This is a genomic window from Actinomyces sp. 565, assembly GCF_010365615.1.
GTDB lineage: Bacteria > Actinomycetota > Actinomycetes > Actinomycetales > Actinomycetaceae > Actinomyces.
Genome location: NZ_PIZD01000060.1, coordinates 1 through 23959, shown reverse-complemented (window position 1 = coordinate 23959; position 23959 = coordinate 1). Strand labels below are relative to the sequence as shown.

Below are 23959 nucleotides of genomic sequence, written 5' to 3'. Positions count from 1 at the left end.
TGGCCTGCGGGCCGTGCATGCTTGCCGGCCCGCAGGCCACCGGCTCGTCTCAGGTCACCCAGGCCTACAAACCCCTTCCCAGTCGGCATTTGACTCCGCCGCCGAGCGCTCGTCCCGGGCTTTCCCCATCCTTTCCGGCCCTAGTCCGGTCCTGACCGCTGCAGTGCCGGGACTCCCGCCGCCTGCGACCGGCCCCCGGGAGATGAGTCACGCCAGTCGTACTGTCCTCGCCGCGCGCGTATGTGTCAGCCTAGAGCCATGCGTTACTCCTTCGCTACACTCGCCGTCCCTGCCGCAATACTGCTCACCCTGGGAGTATCTGCCTGCCAAGGCAGCGCTCCCTCCGGCGCCGCCACACCCACAACGGCGCCATCCGCAACCGCAGTTTCCAGCACAACGGCGGCGCTCCCCGAGGAGGCGCTCACCACCCCTACCGCCCGCACCGTCTCCGCCATGGATATCAAGGTTGGCGACTGCCTGATCTACGGAGACAACTCAACTCCCGCCACCTCAGCGGCGACCGCAGGAGCATCCGGCGCGCCCGGCCCCGCCACTCCCCAGGCGACCGACTCCACTGACACGGCGCCAGGCGGCGGCACCGGGGGGACCGTCGCCAGCGCCAGCCTGGTTGACTGTGCCGCCCCCCACCTGTACGAGGTTTTTGCCGAGGGCGCCATCTCCGCCGACGCCTTTCCCAGTGACGAGCTGATGGAGCAATACATCTCAGACATCTGCTACGACGCCTTCCAGACCTACGTCGGCACCAGCTACGACGACGCCTACTCCCAAGGCCGTTACGCGATCACCTCGCTGCGCCCCACGCAGACCACCTGGGAGCAGGGCGACCGCACCGTGTCCTGCATTCTCACCTCCGTTGACGGCAGCGAGTTAACCGGCTCCGCCCGCGGCGCCGGCAACTGATCGGCAGCTGAGCCACACCAGTGGTCCGCGCCGAGCCGGCCAGGAGGCCCCGGGCGGCGTGCCGGCTACGGCCGACCCGCGCGGGCACCGACGCGCTCCGGCGCGGCCACATCCGGTGAAGTGGGCGTACCGTCCGGCGCGGGCCCGAGGTCCGCGATCAGGTCCCGGGTGGTGCGGCCATCTCCCGAGGTGTTGTCAATGCCCGTCAGTGGCCGCTCCCGGTGGTCAGCCGCGGCGCCCGGCTGCGGGCACTGCGCCCGACCGGAACCAACGCCAAGGACGCTTCCCCCGCCCGACGCCGCAGCCGACTCATCCGCTTCCTGTGACCGCTCGCTCCAAGCGCCCACAGCCCGCGCTTCCTCGGCGCGCATCGCCGCATCCTGACGCATCATGAAGGCGGTGGAGATCATCAGCTTGATGCGGTTGAGCTGGTTGACCTCGCTGGCACCCGGGTCATAGTCGATGCCAACGATGTTAGCCTGCGGGTAGCGGCGGCGAATCTCCCGGAACATGCCCTTGCCGACCACGTGGTTGGGCAGGCAGGCGAAGGGCTGGCAGCACACGATATTGGGCGTGCCGTGCTCGATCAGCTCGACCATCTCCGCGGTCAACAGCCAACCCTCGCCGGCCTGGTTGCCGAGGCTGAGGATCTCGCTGGCCTTCTCGGCCATTTCCGCGATCGGGGACTCGACGTCGAACTTGCCGCCGGCGGCGGCCAGGGCGGCGCGGGCCGGGGCCTGCACCTGCTCGATGAACCAGACGGCAGCCTTCTTCTGGTAGACGGTGTTGGTCCCGATGCCGTAGGTGTCGGCCTTCCACTGGGCGGTGGTCATGCCGTTGAGGAAGAAGCCCAGCAGCCCGGGGACCACGGCCTCGCAGCCCTCGGCCTCGATGACGTCGACCACGTGGTTGTTGGCGTCCGGCTGGAACTTGACCAGGATCTCCCCCACCACGCCGACGCGCGGTTTGCGGGGCACGTCCGCCAGTTCCAGTGCGTCGAACTCGCGCACCATCTCCCGCAGCAGGCGGCGGTAGCCGATGCGCCCGCCCCAGGTGGCCGAGCGGCCCTTGTGCTCGAAGAACTCGCAGGTGATGGCGTTCCAGCGCTCGTACAGCGCCTGCGCGGAGCCGGGCACCGCCTCGTAGGGCCGCACCCGCAGCAGGCAGGTACTCAGGGTGTCGCCGATGACGACCCCCTGCAGCGCCTTGAAGGCCATGGTGGGGGTGAGCTTGAAGCCGGGGTTCTCCTCGATGCCCTGCAGGGAGACGGCCAGCACCGGAATCTGCGGGTAGCCGGCCTCGCGCAGGCCCTTGCGGAGCATGGCGGCGTAGTTGGTGGCGCGGCACATGCCGCCGGTCTGGGAGATGGCGACCACGCACTTGTCGGGATCGTGGGAGCCGTCCTCGAAGGCGCCGATGAGCTGGCCGATCACCATGATCGCGGGGAAGCAGGCGTCGTTGTTGACGTAGCGCAGCCCCACCTCGAGGTCGGCCTTGCTGGCGGACTCCAGCAGCTCGACCTTGTAGCCCAGGCGCCGCATGAGCGGCACCAGCGGCCGGAAGTGGATCGGGCTCATCTGCGGCATGAGGATGGTGTGCGTCTGGCGCATCTCCTCGGTGAACATCGGGGTGGTGGCGGCCGGCAGGCTCCGCTCGCTGCGGGCCACGCGCCCGGCGAGCGTGTGGTCGCCGTCGTCGGCGGGCGCCGGGTTCTCGCGCAGGGCGGCGCCGTCCTCCTTGCCGACGGCGATGGCGGGCGCGGTGGTGTCGACCTCGACCGGCTGGTCGTCCAGGTCCAGCGCCTGCTCGTCGACGACGGCGTCCGCCGCCTCCTCCCCGACCTCCGCGCCGGCCTCCCGCCGCCGACGGCGCGCCTGGCTGGCGGCGGCGAGCGAGCGCAGGCGGATGGTGGCGGCACCGAGGTTGGAGACCTCGTCGATCTTGAGGGTGGTGTACACCCCGCCCGCGGACTCCAGGATCTCCTGCACCTGGTCGGTGGTGACGGCGTCGACGCCGCAGCCGAAGGAGTTCAGCTGCACCAGTTCCAGGTCGTCGGCCTGGGTGACCAGTTCGGCGGCCCGGTACAGGCGCGAGTGGTAGGCCCACTGGTCGCGCACGCGCAGCTTCGGGGAGACGTTGGCGACGGCGACCGACGCCGTGGGCGCCGGCAGCCCCTCCGCGGTCACGTCGGACCAGTCGGCAGGCGCCTGCGGGTCCTCCTTGTCACGCCCCAGGCCACGGCGGATGGAGGCGACGGCGCGGGACAGCGCACCGCCCGCGACCGCGTGCTCGACGCCGTCGGCAGCGCCGCGCGAGGAGCCGTCGGGGGCAGGCTCAGGCTCGGGCAGGATCGAGTCCTCGGACAGCACCGCCATGCCCAGGGTGTTGATGACGTCGGGGACGCCGTGGTTGATCTCGGGGTCGATGTGGTAGGGGCGGCCAGCCAGCACGATGCCCTTGCGACCGTTCTCGCGCATCCACTCCAGGGTGCGGCGGCCCTCGGCGCGCACGTCGGCCTTGAAGGCGGCGTCCTCGGCAAAGCCCGCGGCGACGGCCTTGCGGGCCTCGGGGAGGGTCACGTCCCAGTCGGCGAATACCTCCACCAGGCGCTCGGCGAGCTTGGCCGGATCAGCCAGGTTCAGGAAGGGCGCGAGCATGCGCACGCCGTCGGCCCGCTCCCCCTCGGCAGCGGCAGCGCCGTCGGCATTCGAACCCTCGCGAATGGCCTCGACGTTGTTGCGGATGACCTCAGGGTAGGTGGCCACGATCGGGCAGTTGTAGTGGTCGTCGGCGCCGTCGACGAGCCCGCGCTCGTAGAAGACGCAGGGGAACCAGATGGTCCCCACGCCCTTGTCGATCAGTGACTGGACGTGGCCGTGGGCGAGCTTGGCCGGGTAGCACACGTTCTCGGAGGGGATGGAGTCCATGCCCTTCTCGAACAGCTCGTGGTTGGAGCGGCCCGACAGCATTACGCGGAAGCCCAGCTGGGTGAGGATCGTGAACCACAGCGGGTAGTTCTCGTACATGCCCAGCACCCGGGGCACGCCGATCTCGCCGCGGGTGTCCTGCCCCTGGCGCAGGCGCCGGTAGGCGAAGGTGCGCCGGTACTTGTAGTCGTACAGGTTGGGCATGTCGGACTTGGTCTTGCGGCGCTCCTGGGTGGCGCCGCGCTCGCAGCGGTTGCCGGACACGTGCCGCTGACCGTCGTTGAAGGTGGTGATGGTCAGCTTGCAGTGGTTCTGGCACAGCTTGCACACCGTGGTCTCGGAGGTGAAGCCGAAGCGGGACAGCTCGGCCAGACTCATGAGCGTGCCGGGGACGCCGTCGTAGGTCTCGTGCGCCGTCAGGGCTGCGCCGAAGCAGCCCATGAGGCCGGCGATGTCCGGGCGGACCACCTCGCGGCCGGTGAGCAGCTCGAAGGCGCGCAGCACGGCGTCGTTGAGGAAGGTGCCGCCCTGCACGCTGATGCGCTCGCCCAGTTGGGAGGCGTCGCGCAGCTTGATGACCTTGTACAGGGCGTTGCGCACCACCGAGTAGGACAGCCCGGCGCTGATGTCGCCGGGGGTGGCGTTCTCCTTCTGGGCCTGCTTGACCGAGGAGTTCATGAACACGGTGCAGCGGCTGCCCAGGTCCACCGGACTGTCCGCAGTGAGTGCCGAGGCGGAGAACTCCTGGATGGACTGGCCCATGGACTGGGCGAAGGTCTGCAGGAAGGAGCCGCAGCCGGCGGAGCAGGCCTCGTTGACGGAGATGGAGTCGATGGCGCCGCCGCGGATGCGCAGGTACTTCATGTCCTGGCCGCCGATGTCGATGACACTGGTGACGCCGGGGTTCAGGTGGGCGGCGGCCCGGTAGTGGGCCATGGTCTCCACGAGCCCCTCGTCAATGCGCAGCGCGGCCTTGACAATGCCCTCGCCGTAGCCGGTGACGCAGGAGCGCACGATGCGCACGTGCTCGGGCATCTCCAGGTGGATGCGGCGCAGGATCTCGACGGCGGCGGTGACGGGATCGCCCTCGTTGCCCGCGTAGTGCTCCCAGACGATGCGGTCCTGGGAGTCGATGACGACGGCCTTGATGGTGGTGGAGCCGGCGTCGATACCCAGGAAGCAGTCCTCGTAGCGGGTGGGGGCAATGGTGTGTGCGGCTTCCTCGGCGGAGTCCGTGCCGCCGGGCGTGTTGGCACCGGCGCAGACATCGTCGACCTCGGTGGCGGGCGGGGCGGGCCAGCCGACCCGCTCCACCGTGGCCCGGGCGTGGCGGGCGCGGAAGGCGGCCAGCTCGGCGTTGTCGGCGAACAGGGGGCGCATGCGACTGGCGCCCGCGCCGGCGGCGCGGCGGGAGGCGAGGCGGTCGGCGATCTCGGTCAGCGACGTCGGCTCCCCCTCCGCCAGGAGGGCGGCGCCGACGGCGACGTAGAGCTGGGCGTCGTCGGGGCAGGTGAAGGAGTCGACCTGGTCGGCCAGGGTGCGTTCGAAGGCCCGGCGCAGCTCGGGCAGGAAGTGCAGCGGACCGCCCAGGAACATGACGTTGCCGCGGATGGGGCGGCCGCAGGCCAGGCCGGCAATGGTCTGGGTGACCACGGCCTGCAGCACGGAGGCGGCCAGGTCCTCGCTCGCGGCGCCCTGGTTGATCAGCGGCTGCAGGTCCGACTTGGCGAACACGCCGCAGCGCGAGGCGATCGGGTAGAGGGTCTGGTACTTGGCGGCCAGCTCGTTCAGGCCGGAGGCGTCCGTGTGCAGCAGTTGCGCCATCTGGTCGATGAAGGCGCCGGTGCCGCCCGCGCAGGTGCCGTTCATGCGCTGCTCGGGGGTGGGGTGCAGGTAGGTGATCTTGGCGTCCTCGCCGCCGAGTTCGATGATGACGTCGGCCTCGGGGTTCTTGGCCTGCACGGTGCGGGTCTCGGCAATGACCTCCTGCACGAAGGACAGCCCCATCAGGTTGGCCAGGTTGAGCCCGGCGCTGCCGGTGACGGCGCCGCGCACGCGCGCGCCCGGGAGGGCGGCGTCGACCTCGGCCAGCAGGCGGGAGACCTCGCCGCGCACGTCGGCGTTGTGGCGGCGGTACTCGGCGAAGACCGGCTCGGGGAAGGGCTCGCCCGCGACCGGCTCGGGCATGAGCACGAGCTTTACGGTGGTGGAGCCGACGTCCAGTCCCATGCGCAGGGTGGCAGCGTGGTTGGAGGCATCGGCGCCGGGGGTCGTTGCCGCGGACGGGGCCCCGGCTGCGGTGACCATGCCGGTGGCGCGCCGGGTGGGGAAGGCGGGCATGCCCAGCGGAATGGCCATCAGGGACGGGGCGGTGCCCGGCTTGGGAGGCTGAGGCATGTCCGCTGGGGCGGGCGCGGCGTCTGGGGCGGGCACGGCGTCCGGGGCGGGCACGGAACCGGTCCCAGACGGCCCGGGCGCGCGGCGCAAGCCTGCCGACGCGGTCGCGGTGCGGGAGCGAGCGTCGGCGTAGTCGCGGTCATCGTTCTGGAACATGCATTCACCTCTCGACCCAATGGGCGATGTCGCCTGTCGTGGCGGAGTCGTGGCCCGCAGTCGCATAGAACCGTAATCACGCACGCCGCCCCACTTCAACGGCGTTGAAATAACTCCGACCCAGGTCTTTAGTCCCAGCCGGTTTTCCCTGGAAGCGCCGCATTACGGCCCTCCAGGCACCTCCCAGGCCCTGAACGCCGTTGAATACTGCGCCGACGCAATTACCTAATTCAGGGAGAATCAGGGAGCGCTGAGTGACCGCAGACGGATACCTCCGCGATCGCTGGGCACTACCCAACCGGGAGCCAGCCCGATCAACTAGCCTCTAGGCATGAACGACGTGGCCACAACCCCCGGGGCCAGTTCCCAGAATCGTTCGCGGCGCCTTAACCCGGGCGTCCCCACCCCCGCTTCGGATGGCACCGCCGGCACCCCCGCCGGTATTGCCGCCGCATCCGACACTGGGCGTCGTCGGGGTCCGCGTTCCAGCGGCACGGGCACGCAGTCCACGCGCGAGGCGATCCTCGCCGCCGCCCGCGCCTCCTTCCTGGCCAAGGGATTCGCCAAGACCACCATCCGCGGGGTCGCTCGGGACGCCGGCGTGGATCCGGCGCTCGTGTCCTATTACTTCGGCACCAAGGGCGACCTGTTCGGCGCCTCCATGAATCTGCGCATCCGCGCCAGCGAGGAGATCGCCAGGGTGGTCTCCGGGGACATCCGCACCGCCGGGCCGCGTCTGGTGCGACTGGCGATGACCGCCTGGGACGACTCCTCCGGCGGGGCGACCTTCCGCGCCCTGCTGCGCTGGGTGGCCACCGACGACGGCGCTCCCGAGGCGGTGCAGACCTACGCCACCGAGCAGATAGCGGTGCCCGTGATGCAGGCCCTAGAGCAGGCTGGGGTACTGGGACCCGACGCCCGCGAGCGCGCCACGCTGGCCGGCAGTCAGCTAGTGGGACTGGCCATGATCCGTTACACCTACCGGGTTGAGCCGATCGCCAGCGCCTCCGTGGATCACCTGGTGGAGGTGGTGGGGCCGACCATTCAGCACTATCTGACCGGTCCGCTGCTGCGGCGGCAGGCAACGGAGAACCACTGATCCGCCTCCCGCGCCCGCCGTCGCCGGGATACGCCCGTACGCGCCGGCCCTAAAGGCCTGGAGGAGCGTCCGGAGGGCCGCCGCGCTGCCCGTAACGGCTGGCGCAACCGCCTGCGGCACACCTCCGGGCAGGCGTTTGCGGGGCAGGCCGTCCGAATACCGTTACCTATCCCGGTGTGTCACACGTTCCCGTTAGCATGGGGGCGTGATCTTCAAGGCCGTCGGCGACTGCGCCCCCTACCCCGCACACGGGGTCACGGCGCAGCGCGACTGGGCGGCCATCGCCCCCCGGCAGATCCGGCTCGACCAGTTGGTTACTACGCGCGCCCAGCTGGATCTGCGCGGCCTGCTTGACGACGATTCCACTTTCTACGGCGACCTGTTCGCCCACGTGATCGCCTGGAACGGGGAGCTCTACCTGGAGACCGGGCTGCACCGGGCCCTGCGTGCCGCACTCCAGGGGCGCACCTCCATCCACGCGCGGGTGCTGGAGCTGACCAACGACGGCCACCCCCTGCCCGCCCCACCACCGCCCACGGAGTAGACGGCGGCGCGAGCAGACGGCAGGTGGTGAAAAGTGTCCGGATCCGGCACAAACGTCGTCCGGGCGTCTCGCGGCGAGCTGCAAAACGGCGCGATTCCAACGTTTTGAATAACCGCGATGGGCGCTGTCGAGTTGTTAATGCCGTTTCTGGACAGTTTGCCGACTGGCGCCCCGCGTCACCCCTGCCGACGGGCCCGCTTGGCGTAGGCCGGGCCCTCGAGCTCGGTGCCCGCGGGCGCCGACGCCGGTGAGGCCTCCTCCAGGTTCGTGCCCCGGGCCCGGGAGATGGCGCGCATGGCGTGGTAGACGACGATTGCGGCCAGCGAGCCCAGGGCGATGCCGGCGAAGGTCATGTCGCCCCAGCTGAAGGTGTAGTCGGCGATGGCGATAACCATGGCAACGGCCGCCGTGTTGAGGTTGACCGGGTCGGAGAAGTCCACGCGGTTCTGCACCCAGATGCGCACCCCGAGCATGCCGATCATCCCGTACAGGACCGTGGCCGCCCCGCCCAGGACGCCGGCCGGGATGGTGGCGATGATGACACCGAACTTCGGCAACAGAGACAGCCCCAGGGCGGTGGCGGCGGCGATCACGTAAGCGGCCGTGGAGTACACGCGTGTGGCCGCCATGACGCCGATGTTCTCCGCGTAGGTGGTTGTGCCCGAGCCGCCGCCCGCGCCCGCGAGCATGGTGGACAGCCCGTCCGCGAACAGCGCGCGGCCGGTGACGTCATCGAGGTTCTCCCCCGTCATGGCGGACACCGACTTCACGTGCCCGATGTTCTCCGCAACCAGCACCAGCACCACCGGAATGAAGAGCCCCAGGAGGCTGAGGTCAAAGGTGGGGGCGCGGAACTCCGGCAGGCCTAGCCAACCGGTCTGGGAGACCTGGGAGAAGTCCACCTCGCCGCGCACGCAGGCGGTGGCGTAACCGATCAGCACGCCGATGAGGATCGACAACCGCCCGATAATTCCCTTGAACAATACCGTGATCACCAGGATCGACACGATCGTCACCAGGGCGGTCACCGGGGCGGTCTTGACGTTGTTCCAGGCGCTCGGCGCAAGGTTGAAGCCGATCAGGGAGACGATCGCACCGGTGACAATGGGTGGCATGAGCCGGTCGATCCAGCCGGTGCCGGCCACGTGGACGATTACGCCGATAAGCGCCAGCAGCGCACCGACCGAGATGATCCCGCCCTGCGCGAGCGAGGCCCGAGCCTCGTCCAGCGGCACGCCCGCGTCCGCCGCATACCCGGTGACCGCCCCGATGGGCGCGATCAGGGCGAAGGAGGAGCCGAGGTAGCTGGGCAGGCGGCCGGACGTGACCAGGATGAACAGCAGCGTGCCCAAGCCCGTGAAGAACAGGGTAGTGGACGGGTCGAAACCCGTCAGCAGTGGCACCAGGAAGGTCGCGCCGAACATGGCGACGACGTGCTGCACGCCGATGCCGACGGTGCGGGGCCAGCTCAGGCGCTCCGCGGGAGTGACGACCTCGCCGGGGGCGATCGAGCGCCCATCCCCGTGGAGGGTCCAGCCGCGAAAACGGCGCTTATCGGTGGAGGTCTGGTCCGAGGGCACGTGGGCTCCTGTCGCGTGAGGGGACGGGAACCGGCGTGCTGGAAGAGCTCCCCGCACGCCGGAGCAGCGGGGCCCGACGTAGCCCCGCCGGGGTACCAGTGTAGGAGCCGTGCGATGGCCGCGCCGCCACGACCAGTCGGCCACCAGGTCCAACTGGAGGAGCCCCGAATGCCCGGTGCTCTCCTGCGTGCGCGCTCGCCGTAAGGCCGGGGCAGGTGCAGCCCCGCGTCACGCCCCAAACCGGAAAGCCATTAACGTTCGTCTTGCTAGTCGAAGAGCGCGTGCTCATTCCGGGGATCGCCAGGGCCCTGCCCCGCACAGCAAGCTCGAAACGAGCCCGCGTAGTATGCGTGGCAGGTTTGAACACCGCGCATAAGCACGCATGGAGTAGCCCAAAATAAGCAACCGGGAATCTAGATGGGCGGGCGCATGTAAGACCGGATCCGGCGTTTAAGTCCGTCACATACGTTCACAACATGTGTTTCACATGATTAGCATAGGAACGCCACCTTTACTAAGAGCTGGTCCGAGGCGGCAACGGCCGTCCCCTCCCTAACGAACGGAAGCAGCTTATGTCCCTCAGCACTCTTGCCTACATCGCAATCGACCTGGTCGCCCTCATCCTGCTGGTCGGGGTCCTGTACACGCGGCGGCACGCCCGCAAGGACCTGCTGGCGGCCTATGTAGGCGTGAACGTCGGCGTCCTGGCGGTCACGCTGCTGCTGTCTACGGCATCCGTAGGCGCGGGCCTGGGACTGGGCCTGTTCGGCGTGCTGTCAATTATCCGCCTGCGCTCCACCGAGCTGTCCCAGCACGAGGTCGCCTACTTCTTCGCCGCGCTGGCCCTGGGGCTCCTGGGCGGGATCACCGCCGCCCCACTGGCGATGACGGCGCTGCTGATGGGGCTCGTAGTCGCCTCACTGTGGCTCGCCGACCACCCGGCACTCATGCGCCGCAGCCGTCACCAGATCATCATGCTGGACCGGGCCATCACCGATGAGGACACCCTCATCGCCCACCTGGAGCAGCTCCTGGATGCGCAGGTGCGCACGGTGGAGGTTCAGCGCCTCGATCTGGTCAACGACACCACCCTCGTTGACGTGCGCTTCCGCATCCCCAAGTCGGGCCACACCAGGGCGGCTGCCGGAGCACCAGGCCGGCCTGCTACGAGCGCCCCGGCACCCGCCGCGGCGGCCGCCTCACCCGCACCCCGGCCGACGCCGGCCCCCTCCCAGCCCCGTCACAGCGCCGACGCCGCAGCCACCGCCCCGGCCGAGGCCTCCAGCTACCGCTTCCCGCCCACAGTCTCATCCGCGGTCCCGCCGGCTGCTCCGCCGGCGATCCACTGACTGCCAAACGGCGACCCACGCAGCTACAGCCTCAAGCGATCGGAGTACACCATCATGACCCAGCACCTGCGCACCTCTCATCTGCCGGCAATCACCCTGGATGAGCTCAACGCCGCCGCCGGACTGCTCACCCGCATTGACCGCAAGTACCTCCTCCCGCTGGCTGCGGCCCAAGATGTCGTCAACTCCCTGAGCGGGCAGGCACGCGTGCTGCGGATTGACGGCCTGCGCAACTTCGCCTATGCCTCCACCTACTTCGACACCCCCGAACTGGACTCATACCTGCTTGCGGCCCGCAAGCGTCGTCGCCGCTTCAAGGTGCGCACCCGCTCCTACCTGGATTCCGGTCTGTGCTTCCTGGAGGTCAAGACCCGCGGGCCGCGCGGCGCCACGGTGAAGAAGCGCATGCCCTGCGACCTCGACGACGCCGACCGCATTACCGCGGACGGGCGCCGCTTCGTGGCCGAGTGCCTGTCCCTCGCCGGCACCTGCTCGCCGGCGCGTGCCGCCGCCGTCGCCGAGGACCTGGTGCCGGTGCTGAGGACCTCCTACGAGCGCTCCACCCTCAACCTGCCCGCAGCCGGCGCCCGGCTCACTGTTGATACCGGCCTGCTCTGGACCGCCGTCGGCCCCCAGGACTCCGACGGCCTGGGCGAGGCGACGGCGTCGGTCGGGGACCTGGCGATCGTTGAGACCAAGAACCCGGCCACGCCGTCGCCGGCAGACCGGTTGCTGTGGGCACAGGGGCACCGCCCAGCGCAGATCTCCAAGTACGCGACCGGCATGGCGCTGCTGCACCCGCAACTGCCGTCCAATAAGTGGCACCGAGTACTCGGCCGCGAGCTCGCCGACCAACGCCATGCGGGCCCCGGCAGCCTGGCATCCGCCGCCTGAGCCAGCAAGTCAGCAACCGCCCCGGCTCGGGGCATCCGGCTCAGCCCGGAATTCACCCGCAGCGGTGCAAGACCGCCGCGCCCGGGAGCTGAGGCAATTCCTCGGCACCCCGCAGTCACAAGGAAATCGGCTCCGTGCACCCTTTTTAGCGCCGTAGCCGGGAAGCCGCACCCGCACACACTTTCAACTACCACCGCCAGTCACTTCACAGCAATACGAGGACATCACACATGAATTTCTCAGCCAAAAACCCGCTCAGCAGCATGACGGGCAACGGTACCGTCCCCGCCCGGCGCATTCACACCCGGCTCTTGCTCCCGCTCGCCGCGGTCGCGCTGGCCGCGGGCTGCTCCGTCGGCAGCACCTCCAGCGCCGCATCATCCGGGACGGGTATCGAGGCCGACACCTCCTCCAGCACTTCCGGCACGGCCTGGACCACCATCACCAGCGAGGTGGCACAGGCCTCTACGGGGGCCAGCGCCGCCGAGATCCTGGCGGCCAACGCCGATACCTCCGCGGCCACCGCGGCCGTGACCGCGGACGACGACGCCGGTACGTACGACGCCGCCTCCGCCACCACGATCACCCTGTCCGGCGACTCGGCGAGCGTCGACGGCGACGGGGCCGGCGGGGTGAGCGTCGACGGCGACGGGGCCGGCGGGGTGAGCGTCGACGGCGGCACCATCACCATCGGCGCCGCCGGCACCTACGTCCTGTCCGGCGAGCTCACGGACGGCCAGGTGGTCGTGAACGCCGACGACGCCGAGGTGCGGCTGGTACTCGACGGCGCCTCCATCACCAACGCCGACGGGCCGGCCATCGACATCCAGGACGCGGGCAGCGCCGTCGTCGTACTGGCCGAGGGGTCCGAGAACACGCTCACCGACGGGCAGACCTACACCGACACCTCTGCGGACGCCCCCACGGCGGCCCTGTTCTCCTCCGACACCGTGGTGATCACCGGCACCGGTGCGCTGACCGTCACTGGCAACCACAATGACGCCATCTCCTCCAAGAACGGCCTGATAATCCAGGGCGCGCCCACGCTCACGGCGGACGCCGTCGACGACGGCATCCGCGGCAAGGACTACCTGGTGGTCTCCGGCGGCACCATCACCATCACCGCGGGCGGGGACGGGCTGAAGTCCACCGAGGACGACGACGAGACCATGGGCTTCATCGCCCTGGGCGCCGCCGACATCACCATCACCTCCGGTGACGACGGCCTGTCCGCGACCACCGACGTCACCGTGGATGGCACCACGTTGAATGTGACCGCGGGTGGCGGGCAGGCCAATGCCACCCAGGAGGAGGGCTTCGGCGGGGCACCCGGCCAGCCGGGCGGGGCCGCGACCGGCTCGGGCAGCGCCGTCGGCACGGAGGACGCCACGGACACTGAGGACGAGTCCAACGACGACGAGTCCACCAAGCCCAAGGGCGTCAACGCGGGCGTTAGCTACACGCAGGAGGAGGGCACCGTCACCCTGGACGCGGCCGACGAGGGCCTCCAGGGGGCATTCATCAACATCTCGGGCGGGTCGCTGACCATCACCGCGGGTGACGACGGTATCAACGCCACCAACGGTGACTACGTGATCGAGGGGTATGAAAACGTCGACTCCGAGTCCGACGACGGCGCGGTGCTGACGATCTCCGGCGGGCAGGTGCAGGTGTCCTTCACGTACTCCGACGGCATCGACTCCAACGGGTCCGCATATGTGACCGGGGGGCAGGTCGTCGTCTCCGGCCAGGCGGGCGCCATGGACGGGGCGGTTGATGTCAACGGAGAGAGCCAGCTGATCGGCGTCACCGGTTCCCCGAGCGTGTCCGCGGGTGACACCATTACCGTCACCGGCGCGGACGGCACCTCCTGGGAGATGACCAGTGTCTTCACCTCGCAGTACCTCACCGTACTGGGCCTGACCGAGGGCGAGGAGTACACGGTGGCCACCACCTCGGGCGGTTCCGCCACCGGCACCGCCGCAGCCCTAAGCTCCGGCATGGGTGGCGGCATGGGCGGTCAAGGCGGCATGGGCGGCCAGGCGCCGTCCGGCGAGGTTGGCGGCCAGGGCGATCCCGGCGCCCCCTCGGGCAACACCAATGGCGGCTTGGGTGGCGGTCCCGGCCAGGCTCCGGCCAACGGAACCCAGTCCACCGAGTCCTGAGGCGGGCCTGCGCACGGCGGCCTGAGACGCCGGTAGCCGTGCGCAGGCCAATCTGGCTCTTCGCGTGTGAGGGTGTGGCGGCTCGCGTGTTGCAGAGTCCGGCACGGTGAACCGGCAGGCTCACCGTGCCGGACTTGGCTGTCGACAACCCCGGCGTCTGGAAGCGGGTCCATCTGCAACGCCGCTTCGGGGTTAACAACGCCGGTTAACCGTCTGCTGAAGGGCGCCGAGGTATACAGCAGGCCGTTAAGTAGCGTTGTTAACGTCCAACCGGCGCAGTAGACACCTCGCCCCACCACCGCACCCGTAAAACGCTAGGAGCCGGGAAACGGACATAGCAGACGAGTTCGGGACCACCAGTGGCGGCGGCATAAGCTCCGGGCATGACCACCGTTGAGGCACCCGCCGTCGCGCCGCTCGCCCGCCACCTGGCCGGGCCGCTGGATGACCATGCCGCGCCGGTACTCGTCCTGTCCCACGGCATCACCGACTCGGCGGCCTGCTGGATCGAGGCGATCGACCGCTGGTCCGCCTTCGGCTACCGGATCGTCGCCCTGGACGCCCGCGGCCATGGTGACTCCCCGCGCTGGGAAGAGCCGGACCTGGCAAACCAGACGACGACCGGCGAGCGCCTGGCCACCGACCTGGTGGACGTGCTGGAGGACCTGCGCGCCCACGGCCTGCGCGGCGAGGGACCACTGCGAGCGCCACTCGCCGTCGTCGGGCACTCCATGGGCGGGGTGACCAGCCTGGATGTGGCCGCGCACCGGCCCGACCTGGTGGACGCCGTCGTCGCCGAGGATCCGGCCTTCGTCACCCCGGTCTGGCGCCATCTACTGGCCATTAACGCCTACCGCCAGGTGCGGGAGATGCGACAGATCGCCGCCGACCCGCAGGCGCGCTTCGAGCTGGAGATGCGTAACAACCCCACCTGGTCGCGGCGGGAGACCCGCGCCAGCGTCGAGGCCGCATGCGGCGTCGACCTGGCCTTCATCGCCCAGGGCTGCGTCTCGCCGCCGACCCCCTGGGAGGAGGTCATCGACTCCCTGGCGGTGCCGACGCTGATCGTCACCGGCACCGAGCGGGTGGTGCTGCGCGGCGACAACCTCACCAACATCACCCGCCGCGCCAACGCGTCTATCGAGACGGTCGTGATCGAGGGCGCTCCCCACTGTGTGCGCCGCACCTTCCCCGACCGCTTCCACGCCATCACCGACCCCTGGCTCGCCCGGCGCCTGGACACCGGTCCGCGTCAGTCAGTGGAGCGCACCAGCCACCAGGCGGCGTAGGGCGGCACCGGCACCTGGCCGTCGCCCGCACCCTCCAGGCTGGTGGACCCGGAGGGCACCGTGTCGGTGAGCACGTCCACCGCTCCGAGCACCCCGTACTCGGCCAGCCGCGCCGCGGGCACGGAGCGCCAGTCCGGGGTCACGTTGTACACGCCCACGAAGCTGCCGCGCGGGTGGTCGCGGAAGGTGACCAGCACGCCGTCGTCGTCGACGGGGGCGACGATGGTGCGCACATCCGCGCTCAACTGCGGCAGTGAGGCCCGCACCTTGCCCATGTGGGCCAAGTCGGTAAAGACGCGGCCCGGCACCGTGGAGCGGTCGTGGCGCTCGGCGACGGCGGCCTCGCTCAGCCGCGGGCGGCCCGCCCAGCGGGAGTCGGACTCGTGGCCCGGCTCGGTGTCCCAGTTGGGGTCGTTGAACTGCGCCAGCTCATCGCCGCTCCACAGCACGGGGATACCGCCCCAGCCGTAAATGATGGCGTAGGCCAAGCGCATGGCGTTGAAGCGCTCCTCCAACCAGGTGCGCAGCTCCTCCTCGCGCCAGGCGGGAGTGTGCTCGTCGATCCCGGCCACCGCCTCCGCCGCGGCCTCAATGCCGATCAGGGAGGCCGCGGTGCCGGCGGTGCGCCGGTCGTTGGTGACCGGGTTGTACTGGAAGGTCAGGCCACGGGCGTCACTCATCGGGTACAGGCCCGTGTACCAGTCGGCCAGGAAGACCCGGTGCCAGTAGCCGGTCAGGCCCACCGCCTCGGCGTCGGCGTCATCGATCGCCCAGCCGATATCGTCATGGCAGCGGATGTAGGTGATCCAGGTGGCCGTTGACGGCTCGATCGGCAGCGAGGAAAGCGTCTGGGCGGCCAGGCTCACGGACCGGCTGGCCAGCATGGACCAGATCTGCACCATCAGGGAGTTGTGGTAGGCCAAGTCGGAGACCTTGCCGGTGTAGCGTCCCTGTCCCAGGTACTGCAGCAGTTCGGTGGGGGCGACGATCGCCTCCGCCTTCAGGGCGATGGCGGGGCAGGCGATGCGGGTGAGTGCCCGCAGCACCTCGGTGATGGAGTGGACCTCGGGCTGCCCCTGGCAGTCGGTGCCCTTGCGCTTAATAGTGAAGGCGATGGCGTCCAGGCGCAGCACCTCCACCCCGCGGTTGGCCAGCTCCATGACGATCTCGACGAACTCCTCCATCACCTGGGGATTGCGCCAGTTCAGGTCCCACTGGAAGGAGTTGAAAGTGGTCCACACCCAGCCGTCGAGGTCCTCTTCCCAGGTGAAGTTGCCCGGTGCGAAGTCGGGGAAGATCTCCGGCAGGGTGCGCTCGTACTCGTCTGGCTCGGTGCGGTCGGGGTAGATGAGGAAGTAGTCGCGGTAGCGCTGCTCGCCGGCGCGGGCGCGCCGGGCCCACTCGTGCTCCCGCGCCACGTGGTTGAGCACTAGGTCAATGACCAGGCTCATGCCCTCCTTGCGCAGCTCACCGGTCAAGTGCTCAAGGTCGTCCATGTCACCCAGGTCGGGCCGCACGGAGCGGTAGTCGGCCACGGCGTAGCCACCGTCAGAGTCGCCGGGGCGGGGAGTGAGCAGGGGCATGAGGTGGAGGTAGCTGACACCCAGCTCCCGCAGGTAGCCGATGCGCTTCTCCACGCCGCGCAGGTCTCCGGCGAAGCGCTCGGTGTAGCCGGAGTAGCCGATGCGGGAGGGGTCCTGCACCCAGGCGGGGTCAAGGGTGCGGGCCAGATCGAGGTGGCGCAGCTCGGAGCTGCGGGCCGCATAGGTACGGGCGGCCTCCGCCAGCAGGCGAACCGCGGTACTTCCGGCAGCGGGCTCGCCGTAGAGGGTGAGCAGGCCGTCGACTACGTCCGGGTACCAGCGCTCTACGCGGGTCGTGAAGATCTCACGCTCAGCGCGGGACAGCTCAGCGGTGGCGAGGGCGGTGTCAATGGCATCGCGGACCTCCTGGGGCACGGCGGCAGCCGCGGCTCCGGTGGACCAGGTGGATGCGGGGCCGGTGGGGTCGGCGGGTGTGGGAGCGCTCATACCTCTATGGTCCCCGATTCAGCGGCTGAGCGGGAGCACTTTCGGGCGGCGATGCCGCCGCAGGCACGACAGGTGTCACAAATTGCACCACTTTAAGGGCGCCCGCCAGCGCACCTGCGTAGCGATCCGCGCAATTCCGCGGCAGAATCGACCAGGCTCCGGGGAGGTGCCCGGAAAGTGGTGCATTCTCTGACACTCATAGCCGCATCCGGTGCCCGCAGACACTCCTCAGACTTCCCGCAGACATGATCCGGCACAACGCGGGCGGATAGCGGTCACCTACTCCTCGGGCTGGAGGTGGGCGCGGTCGTAGGCCTCGCGATGGGCCAGCACCTGCTCGGCGTTGCCCTCCGCCCAGGCGCGCAGCGCGGCGATCGGCTCCGCCAGGCCGGCACCGAGCGGGGTGAGCGTGTAGTCCACGCGCGGCGGCACACCCGGGGTCTGCTCGCGCAGCACCAGCCCGTCCCGCTCCATCGAGCGCAGCGTCTGCGCCAGCACCTTGGGTGTCACGCCGCCCACTGCCTGACGCAGCTCACCGAAGCGCCGTGGTCCTTGCACCAGCACGGCAACGATCAGCGGGGTCCAGCGGTCAACGACGTGCCGCAGCACAGTGCGCGACGGGCACTCGGGCGACAGTACGTCATAAGCGGCGAGCGGCCGGCCTGCGTTGGCGCCCGTGGCGGCGGGGACGGCCTGCGCCGCCTCGGCCGCGGGCACAGCACCCATCCCCGCCGCAGCGGGCGCGGCAGCATCCATTGAATGTGACACGAGCAACTCCATAGTTACCTTGAGGTACTTGGTTTCAAATAAATACCTTAACAGTGTGGCCGCCGCACCGCGAGCAAAGACGGCGCACGACCCGCAAAACCACAAGCACTAGGAGCCCCCCATGAACATCACCGTCATCGGCGGAACCGGCAACACCGGCGCAGCCGTCGTGGCCGAGGCCGCCCGCCGCGGACACACCGTCACCTCCGCCTCCCGCTCCGGTCGCCACGCCGAGGGTGCCGCCAAGGACGCGACCGCCGACCTGACCGATACCGCCGCCATCGTCGACCTGATCAACGCCGCCGACGCGACCGTGATCGCCGTCTCTCCCGACCGTACCGGCGGCCCCGTGCAGCCCACCGTCGACGCCTTCAAGGCGCTGATCGCCGCCCGGCCGACGGGCAGGCTCGTGATCGTGGGCGGGGCCGGCTCGCTGCTCAACGCAGACGGCAACCGCCTAGTCGACTCACCCGACTTCCCCGCCGAGATCAGGCCGGAGGCCCTGGCCTTCAGCGAGGTGCTTGAGGCCTTCCGCGCCGCAGGCGACGCCCTGGCCTGGACCCTTGTCTCCCCCGCTCCGGCCTATCCCTCGGAGCAGTCCACAGGCGCCTATGTGGTCGGCAAGGACAGTCCGGTCGGCGCGAACCTGTCTCCCGCAGATCTGGCCATCGCGCTGGTCGATGAGATTGAGCGCGACGCGCACCGCGGTGAGCGCTTCGCCGTAGCCAGCGCCTAGCCGCTCGCCGTACGGGCGGCGCCGACGTCGCTCTGGAACGGCCGCGCAGCCGGGCTAACCGGGTGCCCCACCGCCGACGTGCTGCGTCGGCGGTGGAGCAGGTGCCGGTGCTTCGCCATCCGGGTGCGGCGGCGAAGCACCGGCATATGAGCTTCTTTGTAGACACGCGCCTACGCTCGGGGCATGCTTTGCCGCATGGCAAGCACAACCGCGAGCACCACTGTCCCCGCAACCCCTCCCATCGCCCTGGCCATCGCCGGCTCCGAGGCCTCCGGTGGCGCCGGCGCCCAGACCGACCTGAAGACCTTCCACCAGCTCGGCGTATTCGGCTGCACGGCCCTGACCTGCATCGTGTCCATGGACCCCAAGAACAACTGGGACCACCGGTTCGTGCCGATCGACCCGCAGGTGATCACCGACCAGATCGAGGCCTGCGCCACCGTGCACACCGCGATCGACGCCGTCAAGATCGGCATGCTCGGCACCGCCGCCACGATCGACGCCGTAGACGCCGCCCTGGAGCAGTACCAGTTCCCGAACCTGGTGGTGGACCCGGTGCTGATCTGCAAGGGCCAGGAGCCCGGTGCCGCCCTCGACGTCGACAACGCCCTACGCGCCAAGATCCTCCCCCGCGCCAAGGTCACCACCCCGAACCTGTTCGAGGCCGCCACCCTGGCCGGGGTGGATGAGATCACCAGCGTCGAACAGCTCAAGGACGCCGCCAAGCGCATCTACGACCTGGGCGTACCCAACGTCGTGGCCAAGGCCGGCCCCACGCTCGGCACCGGCACCGCGCTCGACGTCTTCTACGACGGCCAGACCCTGGAGGTGCTGGAGGTGCCGGCGGTCGGAACCGAGCGCATGCACGGCGCCGGCTGCACGCTGGCCGCCGCCATCACCGCCGAGCTGGCCAAGGGCGCCACCCCGCTGGACGCCTGCGTCACCGCCAAGAACGTGGTCTCCGCGTCGGTGAACCCCGGCATGCACGGCAACATCCCCTTCACCTACGTCTACCAGGGGTTCTACCGGGGCTGACGGTGCCTGATAAGGGCGCGCCACCGCGAGCCGCCGATCCGGCCGACGGCGCCGAGCGGCCCGCCGACCGCTGCCCGGCACGACGGTTCACGTCGCCTCAGCAGACGATTCACGACCTTGGGGTACGTTCCACGACCACCCCGGGGTCGTGCTATGTACACCAAGGTCGTGCAGTGCGACGAGGATAGTGGAGTACGCCCGCCTCAGCCGAGCTCCCACAGGGCGGACACCGGCAGCGCCCACAGCGAGCCGCCCAGGGTGTGGGCCAGACAGCGCCTGTGCGCAGCCCTCGCGCACGAGCGCGCGGTGCCCAGCGCCCCCACTCGAATCACTCGTAGGCCGGCTCGGGCGTGATGTTGCGCGCCATGTTGGCGAAGCGCGACAGGTGTCCCTGGAAGGCCACCGGGATGGTGCGGGTCTGGCCGTTGCGGTGCTTGGCGACGATGATGTCGGCCTCGCCCGGCCGCTCCTCCTCCTGGTAGTACTCGGGCCGGTGCAGCAGCATGATGACGTCCGCGTCCTGTTCCAGCGAGCCGGACTCGCGCAGGTCGCTCATCTGCGGCTTGTTGCCAGTGCGCTGCTCGGGCCCGCGGTTCAGCTGGGCGACGGCGACCACCGGGATGTCCAGCTCCTTGGCCAGCAGCTTCAGCGAGCGGGAGAACTCGGAGACCTCCTGCTGACGCGACTCGACTTGCTTGCCAGAGCTCATCAGCTGCAGGTAGTCCACCACCATCAGCCCCAGCCCGTGGTGCTGCTTCAGGCGCAGCGCCTTGGAGCGGATCTCCGGCATGGTCAGGTTCGGGGAGTCGTCGATGAACAGCGGCGCCTCGGAGACGGGATTGTAGGCGCGCGCAACATCCTCCCAGTCGCGCTCGTCCATCTGGCTGCCGCCGCGCAGCTTGTTCATGGCCACGCCCGACTCGGCGGACAGGATGCGCATCATCAGCTCCATACGCCCCATCTCCAGGGAGAAGTAGCACGAGGGGATGAGGTTGCCGTCGGCGCCGCGCGAGTGGATCGACGCTGAGCGGCAGAAGTCGACGGCGAGCGTGGACTTACCCATGGCGGGGCGCGCGGCCACGATGATCATCTGCCCGCCGTGCAGGCCGCCTAGCAGCTCGTCCAGCTCCACGAAGCCCGTGGGCACGCCCCGCATCTGCCCGTCCTCGCGGGCCTGGCCGGCCTCGATCTCAAGGTTGGCCTCGTTGAGCAGTTCCCCGACGGGCACGTAGTCCTCCCGCTCACCCTCCTTGTGGGCGACGGCGTATACCTCCGACTCGGCCAGCGTTACGAGCTCATCGATGTCACCGGCGTCGGTGGAGTAGCCGAGCTGGGCGATGCGGGTCCCGGCCTGCACCAGGCCGCGCATCAGCGACTTCTCCTTGACAATGCGCGCATAGTAGGCGGCGTTCGCGGCGGTGGGCACGGTAGCCATCAAGGTGGCCAGGTAGGGCGCGCCGCCGATGCGCTCGAGCTCGCCGCGCTTGGACAGCTCATCGGCGACGATCAGTGGGTCAGCCGGCTCGGACCGGTTATACACCTCCACGATCGCGTCAAAGATCGACTCGTGCGCTGGCTTGTAGAACTCGGGGCCGCGCAGCACCTCAATGACGTCGGTGATCGCCTCCTTGCTCAGCAGCATGCCGCCGAGCGTGGACATCTCCGCCTCCAGGTCCTGGGGCGGGACCCGATCAAAAGTACCGTCGTAGCGGGCGTCAACCGGGCGGTCCTCGCCACGGGCGCGCGCGCCGATGGTGTCGACGTCGGTCATCTGTCGGTCACTACCCTCCCCTGCAGCGCCCCACCCAGACGGGTCGCGCCGCGACACTAGCGGGCCGGCCGGGCGGTCGCAAACGGTGACCTCTTGCAGGCTGTGGGCAACCACCGCCGACGTGTGGAAAACCCCCACCTGCCTGTGGGCGACGCGCCGCGCAGGGTGTGGAGCGCCCTCCCTCCCACGATCCGCACACCTCCGTGAAACCCCTGGAATACACCGGAATCCCGCCCCGAGTGGCCGACGGTCACAAGCCACAGCACCCCCGCTCCAAACCGCAATCAAAATCTGTGGATAAGTGGGTATTCCTGTGGATGAACCTCAACCTCGACCTGAGGGACTGCCCCGCAACCTCACATGCTCCCCGCCCGTGCCGCGCCGCCCGCGCACGGTCCGTTCTCAGCGGCGCATGAGACACTGGCCCGCCCCCCACCCCGATGGAGTATCGCGTGCCCGACTCGCCTGCCTCTCGCTCCCGCACAACGCGCTCAGGCGCCGACCCGAGCGATTCCGCCCCGTCCAGCATCACGGCACGGGTGGCGCCCGCCTCCCTGAACCGCCAGGTCCTCTCCCTTGCCCTGCCCGCCCTGGGAGCGCTGGTCGCCGAGCCGCTGTTCGTGCTGATCGACTCGGCGATGGTCGGCCACTTGGGCGCGGGCAGCCTCGCAGGCCTGTCGCTGGCCTCCACCCTGCTGACCACGATCGTGGGCCTGTTCGTGTTCCTCGCCTATGCGACGACGGCGACCACCTCCCGCCGCTTCGGTGCCGGGGACCGGGTCGGCGGCCTGAGGGCAGGCATTGACGGCGCCTGGCTGGCGGTACTGCTCGGCCTGGTGGCGGCGCTCCTGCTCGCCGTCGGCGCCCCGTGGGCGGTGGGGGCCATGGGGGCCGACGGCGCCGTGGCAGATGCCGCCGTCGCCTACCTGCGCGCCTCCGCGCCCGGCCTGCCAGGCATGCTGGTGGTCTATGCGGCCACGGGCACGCTGCGCGGCCTGTTGGACACGCGCACGCCCTTTGTGGTGGCTACGGCGGGAGCGGTCGGCAATGTGGCCGTGAATGCGACGCTGCTGTACGGGGTGCGCATGGGGATCGCCGGCTCCGGCCTGGGCACGGCTATCGCACAGACAGCGATGGCGGTGGCGCTGCTGGTTCCTGTGATCAGGGCGGCGCGCGCGGCGGGTGTGCCGACCTCGCCGCGGGCTGCGGGCCTGCGCGCCTCCTTGGGCACTGGTGCGCCCCTGCTGGTACGCACCTTGTCGCTGCGAGCGGCGATCCTGGCGACGGTCTGGGCCGCTACCGCTCTGGGGGCGACGGCGCTGGCCGCCCACCAGGTGGTCAACGCGCTGTGGAACTTCACCGCCTTCGCCTTGGATGCGCTCGCCATCGCCGCGCAGGCACTTGTGGGTACTGCCCTGGGGCGGGCCGAGGCCGAGCGGGCGGCACAGGTTGCCGCGGATCAGACCTCTGCTACGCCAACCGACCCGAGCTCCCGGCGTACCGGTTCGGGTCTGGCCGAGCGCCGGACTCCCTCCTCAGCGTCCCCGCAGGCATCCGCCGTACCGACGGTGCCGGGTGGCGGCCCCACGGTCGATGCCGTGCTGCGCCGCTGCCTGGCTTGGGGCGTGGCCGCGGGGGCGGTGATCGGCGTGGTGCTGGCGGCCGGAAGCCCATGGCTGCCGCACCTGTTCACCTCCGACCCAGCGGTACTTGCCGCCTCCCGGCCCGCACTCCTGGTCGCAGCGACAGCCATGCCGCTAGCCGGTGCGGTGTTCCTATTCGACGGCGTGCTCATGGGGGCCGGTGACGGCCGCTACCTGGCGCGGGCGCAGATGGCGACCCTGGTGCCGTACCTGCCGCTCACCGTCATCATCGCCCAGGGTGGGGCGGTAGGCGGCAGCAACGGCCTGGTGTGGCTGTGGGTAGCCTTCGCCTGGGTGTTCATGGGCGCGCGCGCCCTGGTGACGGGCCTGCGCGCCCGCTCCGACGCCTGGCGGCACTGAGCGCGGGGCACGGAGCCATCGGTTATTACTACAACCACTCGCATACAGCCGTCGTAGTAGGGCGCAACGACTTCCGCGGTGAGCACGCGGCCGTCGAAGCACAGCCCACCCCGGGCGGGGCAGGAGGCTGGCGGGACCTGACCGTTCGTGCTCTCGCCCGACGGTTCGTACCTTCAGGACGACGCTTCGTACATCATCTCGACGGTTCGGCACCCCGAGGTACTGTGTTGTCTCATGACTTCTGGGACTGTTGGATCTCATGACATCTGGGAGTGTCAGAAGTCGTGAGATTCTG

At 69.8% G+C, this 23959-nt stretch carries 15 protein-coding genes; 10 read left to right on the top strand and 5 right to left on the bottom strand.

The features are described 5' to 3' along the window. Positions 1-258 precede the first annotated feature (258 nt). Positions 259-921, top strand: a complete 663-nt coding sequence (locus GZ997_RS09730) for a septum formation family protein (RefSeq protein ID WP_161925149.1) — start codon at positions 259-261, stop codon at positions 919-921. A 65-nt stretch (positions 922-986) separates the two neighbouring features. Here the strand turns inward: GZ997_RS09730 and GZ997_RS09725 are convergent, their stop codons facing one another. Further along, positions 987-6077: an acyl-CoA dehydratase activase-related protein gene (locus GZ997_RS09725; protein WP_162679752.1), complete on the bottom strand. Its 5091-nt coding sequence runs from the start codon at positions 6075-6077 to the stop codon at positions 987-989. 655 nt (positions 6078-6732) lie between these two features. Between GZ997_RS09725 and GZ997_RS09720 the strand changes: the two genes are divergently transcribed. Next, positions 6733-7500 (top strand): TetR family transcriptional regulator, encoded by a 768-nt coding sequence (locus tag GZ997_RS09720; protein WP_162679746.1) that lies wholly within the window; start codon positions 6733-6735, stop codon positions 7498-7500. 205 nt (positions 7501-7705) lie between these two features. After that, complete coding sequence (locus GZ997_RS09715; protein WP_162679745.1) at positions 7706-8044, top strand: type II toxin-antitoxin system VapB family antitoxin; 339 nt, start codon at positions 7706-7708, stop codon at positions 8042-8044. Positions 8045-8220: 176 nt separating this feature from the next. Here the strand turns inward: GZ997_RS09715 and GZ997_RS09710 are convergent, their stop codons facing one another. Further along, on the bottom strand, positions 8221-9624 hold the full coding sequence (locus tag GZ997_RS09710) for a solute carrier family 23 protein (RefSeq protein ID WP_162679744.1): 1404 nt from the start codon (positions 9622-9624) through the stop codon (positions 8221-8223). A gap of 572 nt (positions 9625-10196) precedes the next feature. On the opposite strand from GZ997_RS09710, the gene GZ997_RS09705 reads away from it, so the two are divergent. From GZ997_RS09705 to GZ997_RS09690, 4 genes are all read left to right on the top strand, one after another. Beyond that, on the top strand, positions 10197-10973 hold the full coding sequence (locus tag GZ997_RS09705) for a DUF4956 domain-containing protein (RefSeq protein ID WP_162679743.1): 777 nt from the start codon (positions 10197-10199) through the stop codon (positions 10971-10973). Positions 10974-11027: 54 nt separating this feature from the next. Then, positions 11028-11867: a polyphosphate polymerase domain-containing protein gene (locus GZ997_RS09700; protein WP_162679742.1), complete on the top strand. Its 840-nt coding sequence runs from the start codon at positions 11028-11030 to the stop codon at positions 11865-11867. Positions 11868-12130: 263 nt separating this feature from the next. Further along, positions 12131-14032: a carbohydrate-binding domain-containing protein gene (locus GZ997_RS09695; RefSeq protein WP_162679741.1), complete on the top strand. Its 1902-nt coding sequence runs from the start codon at positions 12131-12133 to the stop codon at positions 14030-14032. 383 nt (positions 14033-14415) lie between these two features. Next, a complete protein-coding gene (locus GZ997_RS09690) occupies positions 14416-15321 on the top strand; it encodes an alpha/beta hydrolase (RefSeq protein WP_162679740.1) in 906 nt (301 codons plus the stop codon). Here the strand turns inward: GZ997_RS09690 and GZ997_RS09685 are convergent. Together GZ997_RS09685 and GZ997_RS09680 are read right to left on the bottom strand one after the other, a co-directional pair. Then, entirely contained in the window at positions 15285-17351 is a 2067-nt protein-coding gene (locus GZ997_RS09685) for an alpha-amylase family protein (protein WP_161925155.1), read from the bottom strand. The genes GZ997_RS09690 and GZ997_RS09685 overlap by 37 nt on opposite strands. A 279-nt stretch (positions 17352-17630) precedes the next feature. Then, complete coding sequence (locus GZ997_RS09680; protein WP_237564206.1) at positions 17631-18119, bottom strand: helix-turn-helix domain-containing protein; 489 nt, start codon at positions 18117-18119, stop codon at positions 17631-17633. A 121-nt stretch (positions 18120-18240) separates the two neighbouring features. Here GZ997_RS09680 and GZ997_RS09675 point away from each other — a divergent pair, with 121 nt between their 5' ends. Then, on the top strand, positions 18241-18855 hold the full coding sequence (locus tag GZ997_RS09675) for an NAD(P)H-binding protein (RefSeq protein WP_161925156.1): 615 nt from the start codon (positions 18241-18243) through the stop codon (positions 18853-18855). Between the two features lie 195 nt (positions 18856-19050). Continuing rightward, the gene (thiD, locus tag GZ997_RS09670) at positions 19051-19890 is read left to right on the top strand and encodes a bifunctional hydroxymethylpyrimidine kinase/phosphomethylpyrimidine kinase (protein WP_161925157.1); all 840 of its coding nucleotides are present in this window, start codon (positions 19051-19053) and stop codon (positions 19888-19890) included. A gap of 328 nt (positions 19891-20218) precedes the next feature. Here the strand turns inward: thiD and dnaB are convergent, their stop codons facing one another. Next, on the bottom strand, positions 20219-21661 hold the full coding sequence (dnaB, locus tag GZ997_RS09665) for a replicative DNA helicase (RefSeq protein WP_272927755.1): 1443 nt from the start codon (positions 21659-21661) through the stop codon (positions 20219-20221). A gap of 539 nt (positions 21662-22200) precedes the next feature. Between dnaB and GZ997_RS09660 the strand changes: the two genes are divergently transcribed. After that, positions 22201-23664, top strand: a complete 1464-nt coding sequence (locus GZ997_RS09660) for an MATE family efflux transporter (protein WP_343212318.1) — start codon at positions 22201-22203, stop codon at positions 23662-23664. Positions 23665-23959 lie beyond the last annotated feature (295 nt).